The organism is Streptococcus sp. (assembly GCF_030528045.1).
Taxonomy (GTDB): domain Bacteria; phylum Bacillota; class Bacilli; order Lactobacillales; family Streptococcaceae; genus Streptococcus.
In genome coordinates this window covers 1-11,450 of record NZ_JAUMZR010000050.1, presented here as the reverse complement: position 1 = coordinate 11,450, position 11,450 = coordinate 1, and the positions used below count along the sequence as shown (strand labels likewise).

Annotated in this window: 10 protein-coding genes and 1 other annotated feature; of the genes, 9 read left to right on the top strand and 1 reads right to left on the bottom strand. The window is 40.4% G+C overall.

Going from position 1 to position 11,450, the window contains the following annotated elements; genetic code table 11:
* Nucleotides 1-71: 71 nt before the first annotated feature.
* Nucleotides 72-1,184 carry an alanine dehydrogenase gene (ald, locus tag Q4A91_RS08560; protein WP_303213615.1) on the bottom strand — a complete coding sequence of 371 codons (1,113 nt, stop codon included), beginning with the start codon at nucleotides 1,182-1,184 and terminating at the stop codon, nucleotides 72-74.
* Nucleotides 1,185-1,360: 176 nt separating this feature from the next.
* On the opposite strand from ald, the gene Q4A91_RS08555 reads away from it, so the two are divergent.
* From Q4A91_RS08555 to Q4A91_RS08515, 9 genes are all read left to right on the top strand, one after another.
* Nucleotides 1,361-1,930 (top strand): GNAT family N-acetyltransferase, encoded by a 570-nt coding sequence (locus Q4A91_RS08555; protein WP_303213614.1) that lies wholly within the window; start codon nucleotides 1,361-1,363, stop codon nucleotides 1,928-1,930.
* Between the two features lie 66 nt (nucleotides 1,931-1,996).
* Complete coding sequence (locus Q4A91_RS08550) at nucleotides 1,997-2,647, top strand: helix-hairpin-helix domain-containing protein (protein ID WP_303213612.1); 651 nt, start codon at nucleotides 1,997-1,999, stop codon at nucleotides 2,645-2,647.
* Nucleotides 2,631-4,871, top strand: a complete 2,241-nt coding sequence (locus tag Q4A91_RS08545) for a DNA internalization-related competence protein ComEC/Rec2 (protein WP_303213610.1) — start codon at nucleotides 2,631-2,633, stop codon at nucleotides 4,869-4,871. Before Q4A91_RS08550 ends, Q4A91_RS08545 begins: the two co-directional genes overlap by 17 nt.
* Before the next feature lie 72 nt (nucleotides 4,872-4,943).
* Nucleotides 4,944-5,075: a sequence feature (ribosomal protein L20 leader region), on the top strand.
* Between the two features lie 15 nt (nucleotides 5,076-5,090).
* Nucleotides 5,091-5,621, top strand: a complete 531-nt coding sequence (infC, locus tag Q4A91_RS08540) for a translation initiation factor IF-3 (protein WP_000848184.1) — start codon at nucleotides 5,091-5,093, stop codon at nucleotides 5,619-5,621.
* Between the two features lie 32 nt (nucleotides 5,622-5,653).
* Nucleotides 5,654-5,854: a 50S ribosomal protein L35 gene (gene rpmI / locus Q4A91_RS08535; RefSeq protein ID WP_001125942.1), complete on the top strand. Its 201-nt coding sequence runs from the start codon at nucleotides 5,654-5,656 to the stop codon at nucleotides 5,852-5,854.
* Between the two features lie 51 nt (nucleotides 5,855-5,905).
* Nucleotides 5,906-6,265: a 50S ribosomal protein L20 gene (gene rplT / locus Q4A91_RS08530; RefSeq protein WP_000124830.1), complete on the top strand. Its 360-nt coding sequence runs from the start codon at nucleotides 5,906-5,908 to the stop codon at nucleotides 6,263-6,265.
* A 175-nt stretch (nucleotides 6,266-6,440) separates the two neighbouring features.
* Nucleotides 6,441-8,105 (top strand): molecular chaperone HscC, encoded by a 1,665-nt coding sequence (locus Q4A91_RS08525; protein WP_303213606.1) that lies wholly within the window; start codon nucleotides 6,441-6,443, stop codon nucleotides 8,103-8,105.
* A gap of 13 nt (nucleotides 8,106-8,118) precedes the next feature.
* The gene (locus tag Q4A91_RS08520; RefSeq protein WP_303213604.1) at nucleotides 8,119-10,890 is read left to right on the top strand and encodes a J domain-containing protein; all 2,772 of its coding nucleotides are present in this window, start codon (nucleotides 8,119-8,121) and stop codon (nucleotides 10,888-10,890) included.
* 97 nt (nucleotides 10,891-10,987) lie between these two features.
* Nucleotides 10,988-11,368, top strand: a complete 381-nt coding sequence (locus Q4A91_RS08515) for a VOC family protein (protein ID WP_049549983.1) — start codon at nucleotides 10,988-10,990, stop codon at nucleotides 11,366-11,368.
* The last annotated feature ends 82 nt before the right edge of the window (nucleotides 11,369-11,450 follow it).

The window sequence follows — 11,450 nt, the reverse complement described above, 5'->3', positions numbered from 1 at the left end:
TCCATAATTTCCATAGTGGTTTTTACCCACTACAGATATTATAGAGCCCTTTTTTTAATGAGTGTCCAGCTTTAAACAAGTTCATCGATAGACATATAATCTTTATCGAGCCCTTGGGCAACTGGGAGGCTGGTCAAGTAACCTTGATAAGTGGTCACACCTTGACGCAAGCCTTCATCTTCAGCAATTGCTTGTGCGAATCCTTTGCCAGCCAGAGCTTCGATATAAGGAAGAGTGACATTGGTTAGGGCGATAGTAGAAGTACGGGCAACCGCACCAGGGATATTGGCAACGGCATAGTGGAGAACACCGTATTTTTCATAGACAGGTTCATCGTGAGTTGTCACACGGTCAGCTGTCTCGATAACGCCACCTTGGTCAACGGCAACGTCAACAATGACAGAGCCTGGACGCATTTGTTTGACCATCTCATCTGTCACCAATTTCGGTGCTTTGGCACCAGGGATGAGAACTGCACCAATCACCACATCAGCATCTCTCACACTTGCTTCGATGTTGAATGAATTAGACATAAGAGTTTGAATTTGGTTTCCAAAGACTTCTTCTAGTACCGAGAGACGCTTCGCACTGATATCTAAAATAGTCACTTGAGCACCAAGACCAAGGGCGATGAGGGCAGCATGTGTACCGACGACACCACCACCGATGATGGTTACTTTTCCTTTTGGAACACCTGGTACACCACCAAGTAAAACACCAGAGCCACCAGCTTGCTTAGTAAGGAAGTGAGCTCCGATTTGAACAGACATACGACCTGCAACTTCACTCATAGGAACGAGGAGCGGTAGTTGTCCGTGATTGTCACGAACAGTTTCATAGGCAATTCCTGTTGTTTTTGCTGCTAACATAGCATCTGCTAATTCTGGGGCAGCGGCCATGTGCAAGTAGGTGAAGAGGAAAAGATCGTCGCGCAAATAACCGTATTCAGAAGCTAGTGGTTCTTTTACTTTCACGACTAACTCGGCAGCCCATGCTTCTGCAGCAGTAGCGACAATCTCAGCTCCTTGCTTTTGATAGTCCGCATCAGTAAATCCTGAACCGAGACCAGCATTTGATTCGATGAGGACACGATGCCCGCGACTGACTAAACTATGGACGCCAGCAGGAGTGAGGGCAACACGGTTTTCATTATTTTTAATTTCTTTTGGGATTCCGATTAACATAGAGATAACCTACCTTTCAATTGACAATCTTGTTTTGGTTGTCACATTCCAGTTCATAAATCAAAAATGTGATGGTTTTATTGTATATGAAACCGCTTCAAAAATCAAGAAAAACTTGTCATTCAAATTTATTTATGCTATTCTAGTGAGAATCAAGCTCTAATGGAGGGAAAAGTATGGAATCAATATTTGTGAAATTTGCCCAGTATCCATCAATAGAAACGGAGCGTTTATTGCTCCGACCTGTAACCTTGGACGATGCAGAAGTCATGTTTGAGTATGCCTCAGACAGAGAAAATACACGCTACACTTTTCCAACAAATCAAAGCTTAGAAGAAACTAAGAATAACATTGCTCAGTTTTACTTGGCTAATCCCTTGGGCCGTTGGGGAATCGAATTAAAAAATAACGGCAAGTTTATTGGTACCATTGACTTGCACAAGATTGATACTGTTCTTAAGAAGGCAGCCATTGGCTACATTATCAATAAAAAATATTGGAATCAAGGATTGACGACAGAAGCCAATCGTGCCGTGATTGAAGTCGCTTTTGAGAAGATTGGAATGAACAAGTTGACCGCACTTCACGATAAAGACAATCCCGCATCAGGAAAGGTCATGGAGAAATCAGGTATGTGTTTTTCCCACGAAGAACCCTATGCCAGAATGGATAATAAAGAACCAAGTCGAATTATCACAAGGGTTCATTATGTCTTGACTAAGGAAGACTATTTTGCAAATAAATAAGCAGTTGAAAAGAAATTTTCGACTGTTTTTTCTTTCTCTTGCGAATAACTTAAGAGAGGAGAAAATATGGAAGTAATTATCGAGAAAATCAAAGAGTATAAAATCATTGTCATCTGTGCTGGTTTGGGTTTGGCCTTGGGCGGATTTTTCCTGCTAAAGCCATCTACACAAACATCTGTAAAAGAAACAAATTTGCAGGCTGAAGTTGCCGCTGTTTCAAAGGATTCATCATCTGAAAAGGAAATCAAGAAGGAAGAAAAGGAAGAATCTCCTGAACAAGATCTAATCACAGTAGATGTCAAAGGTGCTGTTAAATCACCAGGGATTTATGATTTGCCAGTAGGTAGTCGGGTTCATGATGCCGTTCAGAAAGCTGGTGGATTGACAGAAGAAGCAGACAGCAAGTCGCTCAATCTCGCTCAGAAAATCAGTGACGAGGCTCTTGTTTATGTTCCAACTAAGGGAGAAGAAGCAGCTAGTCAGCAGGCTGCCTCTGGAACGTCTCCTTCGACAAGTAAAGAAAAGAAGGTCAACCTCAATAAAGCTAGTCTGGAAGAACTCAAGCAGGTCAAAGGCTTGGGAGGAAAACGAGCCCAGGATATTATCGACCATCGTGAGGCGAATGGCAAATTCAAGTCGGTAGATGAATTAAAGAAAGTCTCTGGCATTGGCGCTAAGACCATAGAAAAGCTAAAAGATTATGTCACAGTGGATTAAGAATTTCCCTATCCCCCTAATCTATCTGAGTTTTCTGTTACTCTGGCTTTACTATGCTATTTTTGGAGCGTCCTATCTCGCACTGCTAGGTTTTGTTTTTTTGCTCGTCTGTCTCTTGTTCCAATTTCCTTGGAAATCGGCTGGAAAAGTTCTAGCGATTTGTGGAGTTTTTGGAATTTGGTTTTTGTTTCAAAATTGGCAACAGACACAAGCTAGTCAGAACCTAGTGGATTCTGTTGAAAGGGTACGGATTTTACCAGATACCATCAAAGTCAATGGAGAAAGTCTGTCCTTTCGGGGCAAGGCTGACGGCCGTACCTTCCAAGTTTACTATAAACTCCAGTCTGAGGAGGAGAAAGAGCTCTTTCAGGCCTTAACAGACCTTCACGAGATAGAGCTAGAAGGAAAACTTTCAGAACCTGAAGGTCAGAGGAATTTTGGTGGATTTGACTATCAAGCCTATCTAAAGACTCAAGGGATTTACCAGACATTGACTATCAAGAACATCCGGTCACTTAAAAAGGTTAGCAGTTGGGATATAGGAGAAAATCTGTCTAGTTTACGTCGAAAGGCTGTAGTTTGGATCAAGACGCACTTTCCAGACCCTATGCGCAATTATATGACTGGGCTCTTGCTGGGACATCTAGATACGGACTTCGAGGAGATGAATGAGCTCTATTCCAGTCTTGGAATTATCCATCTCTTTGCCTTGTCGGGTATGCAGGTAGGCTTTTTCATGGATGCCTTTAATAAACTCCTCTTACGATTGGGCTTGACCCAAGAAAAGTTGAAGTGGCTGACCTATCCCTTTTCTCTTATCTATGCAGGTCTGACAGGATTTTCAGCTTCGGTCATTCGCAGTCTCTTGCAAAAGTTACTAGCACAACATGGTATTAAGGGCTTGGATAATTTTGCCTTGACGATCCTTGTCCTCTTTATCATCATGCCCAACTTTTTCTTGACAGCAGGAGGAGTCTTGTCCTGCGCATACGCTTTTATCTTGACCATGACTAGTAAAGAAGGGGAGGGACTCAAGGCTGTTGCTAGAGAAAGTCTGGTCATTTCCTTGGGAATATTGCCCATTTTATCCTTTTATTTTGCAGAATTTCAGCCTTGGTCTATTCTTTTGACCTTTGTATTTTCCTTTCTGTTTGATGTGGTATTTTTACCGCTTTTGTCCATCTTATTCTTTCTGTCTTTTGTTTACCCAGTCACTCAGTTTAACTTTGTCTTTGAGTGGTTGGAGAACATTATTCGCTTGGTATCGCAGCTGGCAAGCAGGCCTCTAGTTTTTGGTCAACCCAATGCATGGCTTTTGATTCTTCTCTTAGCTTCATTAGCCTTGGTCTATGATATGAGGAAAAACATTAAAAGACTAGCAGGATTTAGTCTATTTATCGCGGGTCTCTTTTTCTTGACCAAGCATCCACTGGAAAATGAACTCACCATGCTGGATGTGGGGCAAGGGGAGAGTATTTTCCTACGGGATGTAACAGGTAAAACCATTCTCATAGACGTGGGGGGTAAAGCAGAATCTGACAAGAAAATTCAAACCTGGCAAGAAAAGGCGACGACCAGCAATGCCCAGAGAACCTTGATTCCCTATCTTAAAAGTCGAGGAGTAGATAAGATTGATCAGCTGGTTTTGACAAATACAGACAAGGAGCATGTTGGTGATTTGTTGGAGGTGACCAAGGCATTCCATGTCGGAGAGATTTTAGTATCAAAAGGAAGTTTGACACAGAAGGAATTTGTGGCAGAATTAGAAGCAAGCCAAACCAAGGTTCGCAGTGTGACAGCAGGGGAGAATTTCTCGATTTTTGGGAGTCAGTTAGAAGTCCTATCTCCAAGGAAGATTGGAGATGGGGATCGTGATGATTCTCTGGTTCTTTATGGAAAACTCTTGGATAAGCACTTTCTCTTCACAGGAAATTTGAAAGAGAAGGGAGAGAAGGACTTATTGAAGCATTATCCTGACCTAGAGGTGGATGTCTTGAAAGCAAGCCAACATGGTGCTATAACCTCATCAAATCCAACTTTCCTAGAAAAAATCAAACCAGAAATTACTCTCATCTCAGTTGGAAAAAACAATCGTGAGAAACTCCCCCATCAGGAAACCTTGACACGACTGGAAAGTATCAAGAGTAAGATTTACCGAACTGACCAGCAAGGAGCTATCCGCTTTAAAGGGTGGAATAGTTGGCGGATTGAAACGGTTCGATAAAATAGACAAAGTTTTTTAAAAATTGGCTTTTTATCTTGACAAGGGATAGAAAACTTGGTATCATATAAAAGTTGAGAAAAGCAGAAGTGAGAGCTTCTCGCCTTGTGACATCAAGTTGCCTGGCCCTACGGATGAAAAGTTTCTAAGAAACGCTATCATAACGTGCGGGCTTGTATTATTACGAGTCCGCTATTGTTTTTCTCTAATAATAAAAAAGAGGTGAAAACCATAGCAAAGCAAGACTTATTCATCAATGATGAAATCCGTGTACGTGAAGTTCGCTTGATCGGTCTTGAGGGAGAACAGCTAGGCATCAAGCCACTCAGTGAAGCGCAAGCATTGGCTGATAGTGCAAATGTTGACTTAGTATTGATTCAACCCCAAGCAAAACCACCTGTTGCTAAAATTATGGACTACGGTAAGTTCAAATTTGAGTATCAGAAAAAGCAAAAAGAACAACGTAAAAAACAAAGTGTTGTTACTGTGAAAGAAGTTCGTCTGAGTCCAACTATTGACAAGGGTGACTTTGATACAAAACTTCGCAATGCACGCAAGTTCCTTGAAAAAGGAAATAAAGTTAAGGTATCCATTCGCTTTAAAGGGCGTATGATCACCCATAAAGAGATTGGTGCAAAAGTTTTAGCCGAGTTTGCTGAAGCAACACAAGATATTGCGATCATCGAACAACGAGCTAAGATGGATGGACGCCAAATGTTCATGCAGTTGGCGCCAGCAACTGACAAAAAATAATTGTCAGAAAGTTAAATAAAGGAGAAAAAATCATGCCAAAACAAAAAACACACCGCGCATCAGCTAAACGTTTCAAACGTACAGGTTCTGGTGGACTTAAACGTTTCCGTGCTTACACTTCTCACCGTTTCCACGGAAAAACTAAGAAACAACGTCGTCATCTTCGTAAAGCATCTATGGTGCATTCAGGAGATTTCAAACGTATCAAAGCAATGCTTACTCGCTTGAAATAATAGCCTAACAGTAAGTAAACAATTCTAGGAAATATTTGGAGGAAATAAAACATGGCACGTGTTAAAGGTGGCGTTGTATCACGCAAACGTCGTAAACGTATTCTTAAATTAGCAAAAGGTTACTATGGAGCTAAACACATCTTGTTCCGTACTGCAAAAGAACAAGTAATGAACTCTTACTACTATGCATACCGTGACCGTCGTCAGAAAAAACGTGACTTCCGTAAATTGTGGATCACTCGTATCAATGCGGCAGCTCGTTTGAACGGACTTTCATACTCACAATTGATGCATGGTTTGAAATTGGCTGAAATCGAAGTTAACCGTAAAATGCTTGCTGACTTGGCTGTTAACGATGCAGCAGCTTTCACAGCACTTGCAGATGCAGCTAAAGCAAAACTTGGTAAATAATGACAAACTGTTTCATTCTTACTCTCGTGGTTTTTACCGCAAGAGTAGGGTGAAACTTTTTTATTTTCCTTAAACGATTTTCTATTTTAGAGAGTAAATAACAGATTTTTTCAAAGAAAATAGGATATTTCTTGTATAATAGGAATATCTAAAAAAGATTTGGAGTTAGAAGAAGATGATAGTAGGTATTGATTTAGGAACGACTAATTCTTTAATAGGGGTATACCAGGATGGCCAGGTCAAGCTGATTCCCAATGCTTTTGGTGAATATTTGACTCCTTCTGTTGTGGCTTTAGATGACAATGATGAGATTATTGTTGGAAAAATTGCCAAGGAACGCTTGGTGACTCACCCAGATAAGACGGTTTCACAGTTCAAGCGTTTTATGGGGACCAAGCATGAGTTGACGCTAGGAAATCGAGCATATAAGGCTGAAGAATTAAGCTCTTTTATCATTCGGAAGTTGGTAGACGATGCAGAGACCTATCTTGGAGAAAAGGTTGAGGAAGTGATTGTCAGTGTACCAGCCTATTTTAACGATGCTCAACGCTATGCGACCAAACTAGCAGGGAAATTTGCAGGAGTTCAGATCGATCGGATTATCAATGAACCCTCTGCAGCAGCTCTTGCTAAAAGATCTATGGTAAACCAAGAAGATCAATCTTTTATTGTAGTCGATTTTGGCGGTGGTACTCTGGACATTTCAGTTGTGGAGCTTTTTGATAACATCGTCGAAATCGTGTCAATCGCAGGGGACAATCGTTTGGGAGGAGAAGACTTTACTGCGGCTATTGCTGAGGAATTTTTAGTTTCTAATCAATTAACCAAGGATACGATTTCCCGAGAATTTTATAGCAAAATTCTGGTACAGGCTGAAAAGACAAAGATAGAACTCAATGAGAAAGAAGAAGTGAAGATGACAGTTCTGGACCAAGATCAGGAATACACTTTAGACTTGAGCTACCAGCGTTTTTATGAGCTTTGTCAACCTCTGCTAGCTCGTGTTAAGGCTGTTTTGGACCGTGCTTTGATGGATGCACGCTATAGCTATGTATCATCAGATAACTTTGTTCTTGTTGGGGGGACTTCGAAACTCCGCTTGGTTCAGGACTTTTTATCCTACTGTATCAATCAAGTGGTGCAGGTTTCGGATGATCCCGATCGGATGATTGCGAGAGGTTGTGCCCTTTTAGCAGGAATAAAAGAACGCCAGGGTGAGATACGAGATTTATTACTTTCTGATATTTGTCCTTTTACACTGGGGATAGAAATAGTTGGCGACCGCTTTTCGCCGATTATTGAGCGAAATTCTACCCTGCCTGCTTCACGCATTGAGCAGTACTATACGTCTGAATTGGGGCAGAGTCAAGTCAAGATAAAGGTCTATCAAGGTGAGATGATGAAGGCATCACAAAATCTGTTCCTAGGAGAATTAGAAGTTCCCGTCCCTGTGAATACTCGAGTAAATGAAAGTTTCACAGTTCGGTTTACCTATGATTTAAATGGAATTTTGGATGTCGAAGTGAAAATTGATTCAACACAGGAAGTCTTTAGGCATGTTATTCTCCAAGATAGTGTTACTCTGACAGAGAAGGAAATCAAGGCTAAGCAAGCAGAGTTGACTCGCTATAAGATCAATGCTCAAGAAACAGAGGTTTTTCGTTTCTTGATTGAAAAAGCGAATCGCGTGTACAGTATGCTCTTGGGGAGAAGAAGAGATGAGCTAATGGCTGAAACTAGACGATTTGAAGAAGAGGTCAGTCAAGCATCTGTGTATCATTTGTCAAAACTCTATCAATCATTTTCAAACTATCTAGACTTCCTAGAGCGAGGACTATAAAAGAGGATACCTTATGAATATATGGGAAACTTTAGGGAGAGAGCCAACGACTGACGTCAAGCTTATTAGAAGGCGTTATGCTGAACTGGTTCGGCTCTATCATCCAGAAGACCAACCAGAAATTTACCAAGAAATTGTTGAAGCTTACCAAAAAGCCTTGGCTTATGCGAGGTCTAGAAACACAAGACCAGAAAATAGTCTAAGAAAAGCGAGTGACTCTCAAGAAGCTACTGAACTTGAAGAAGAGGCGAATGGAAAGCCTAACTCTAGTCTCAACTTTGAAAACTTGACTGAAGAAACGAAGACTGAGAACGAAGAGTCTGAAACATCAAGTCTTGATTTCAGTGATTATCAGAAATCCACTGATAAAACAAGCAATTCCTTTAACTTTGAAACCTTTAAAGCAGAAGAGGATGAGCAAAAGTCAACCCTTGACTTTGGTGACTATGATGAGGAAGTTCAGCTAAATGGAGATTCTGAAGCAAGAGCTACGAATCCCCTCAATTTTGAAACGTTTGGTGACGAAGAGAACCGTGGGCAAGAAGAAACAACAAGATCTACTCTTGACTTTAGTGGTTATAATGAAGGAACCTATCTGATCCGAAATGCGATTGAAAGTATTGTTGGAAATGACGGTTATAACCAAGAGGAACAAGAGCATCTATGGCGTCAGTTCTTTCATCAGTATCAGTATGATATGGACATAGTTCAATCCGTCTTAGAGGAAATGGATGTTTATATTTTTAATAAACCGGAGCAATTCTCTATCCTCATTCCCTTGCTAGAAGACTATATACCTGACTTTAAGTACTGGGGCTATTACTATAAACTGAAGTATTGGAAAGTTAAAAGAGCTATAGCAGAAGAGGAAGGCAGTTCGCTTGAAAGCGCACATGAAGCCACTGAAGAATTCTATTATTCTTATCAACTTTGCCAAGAAATTCTCCAAGATTTTAACAAAGCAAATCAATTGAGCTCTTGGATAGATTTTTTCAAGCACCCCTATCTGAGCTTTATGGTCTTGGATCAAGTAAATCAAAATCGTCAGATAATCAAGAGTGTGCCCGTTTTGACCTATATCCTGGAAAAAAACCGACAAGTCATATTTGAAGAGGATTATCCACTCTTGAATGACTTGGCTGATTACTTAGAGGAAGTAAAAGAGGAGCTGGGAGAAAACGTTGACTTTAGTCACTACTCTCTAAATAATCCAGATGAAGTTGAGGCAGCCTTCTATGAGTTGCTCCATGCCTACTATGAAGACGAGTATAAACTGTTACGTGATTGGCAATATCTTTTTGAATCAGTCAAAGATCACACGCTCCTACTTGATTTGTTAGAAAAAGTGGACGTCTATCCTTTAACCAATGCTAAAGTGTTAGCTCTCGTTCTCCAATTTGTGGAGCGTTACAGTGATGAGGAATCAAATCCTTACCTGGAAAAACTTCATTTCTGGAAGAGTATCCATTCCTATCCTTCAGTGGTAGAGGAGTATGCACTTAACAAAAAAGAAAAATTTGATTACTGGTACAATGAAGGTTATCTTTATATAGATAAGCTTACTAAGAGCGATGAAGATATCAATGATTGTGAAAAGTGGAGAAGCTACTTTAAAGGAAGACCACGCATTCTAACGATTTTACTCCAACAAATCTATAAGGAGTACCATCGGTTTACAGATGGCAAGCTCTTGAGATATGTTTTGGCTCCATTTCCTACTTCTAAAATGGCTCCCCAAATGATGACGGAGGAGACAGACCAGAAACTAGAAGAGATGACAGCTTATGCCTATGAACTTAGTCATCCAAAGGCCAAGCTCTCTTATTTGGATTGGAAAAAAAGACAGGTATTTAATAATAAGTTTCTTCAGATTTTCTCTGGTCTCTTTACGATTGTAAGTTTGATACTTAGTATTCTAGAGCGACCAGGTTATAATTCATGGGTTCATGCTGGTATGTTTTCACTCTTTTACGTCTATATGCTAAAATTAAGGAAAACACCGATTGAGGAAGGAGTGTCTGCTAGGGGAGAAAAACGAAAATTCTACTACAGCCCCCATCCATGGTTCCTACTAATCTTGTTATTGACCCTCGTCATTCCATCCTTACCATTTGGCCTCATCGGTGCCCTTATGTTCATTACATTTTTCAGCTTCATCGATGGTTTCCAAGTGAGTCAGGGGCTGAAATGGGATTATTCTTTGGATAAGCTGATTCCTATCGGTATCTTTCTTTCTGCTGGCTTTCTTTCTGCTTTGGTAAATCAAAGCCAGACTATTTCAGGAGTTGCCATAGCTTACTTCCATATTTTTGCAATCCTTGTGATTTGCTTGTCTTTTACAAGATTTAGTCCTGGATTTCCACCATCTCTGAAGAAAATTTTCATACCAGCAATCTTGGGAATCTTACTCTTTCAAACGTTGCCTTACATTCACAGCCGTTTAGATAACTTTGATCCAACTATTCTACGAAATGAAACACTGGCTATAACTGTTATCCTCTTGTTAAATGGAATTGCCTTGTCTTATTTTACAAAGGAACAAGGCTTCATGATTGGTGTGAAGAAGGTCTTTATGATTTATGGCTTGCAGATCTTTATTTTCCTAAGAAGACTGTTGCGGATCCTATTTGCACCAAATTCAGTTTTCGGTAATAACTATCATTACAAAGACTTACTAATCATGAACAGCGAATTTACGTTCTACTTTCTCGAGGGACTTTTTGTCCTTATCATGCTTTTCCTTATTCGCAATATACGCAAGGAAAATCGTAAAAGTGCTGCTTAGAATGAAAGCTTAGAGAAGAGGACTCTAGTTCAAGTTTCTAGTAAGTTTTCCTGAATAAAGGTATAATAGAACTATTAAAACGAAAGAGGTAATGAAAATGGCTTCAAAAATGCTACACACTTGCTTGCGAGTAGAAAACCTTGAAAAATCAATCGCTTTTTATCAAGATGCTTTTGGATTTAAAGAATTGCGTCGCAGAGATTTTCCAGATCATGCTTTCACCATTGTCTATCTAGGACTTGAGGGGGATGACTATGAGTTGGAGTTGACCTATAACTATGATCACGGTCCTTACGTGGTAGGAGACGGCTTTGCCCATATCGCCCTCAGTACACCTGACCTTGAGGCCCTACATCAAGAACATAGCGCTAAAGGCTATGAGGTGACAGCTCCTAATGGACTTCCAGGAACTCAACCAAACTATTACTTTATCAAGGATCCTGATGGCTACAAGGTCGAAGTCATTCGTGAAAAATAATCCAGTGAAGTCAAGTAGAATGTTCGTGTAAGTGGTAAGAGTTTTTAGAATAAGAAATAATCCTGTATTTATGAGGAGAACG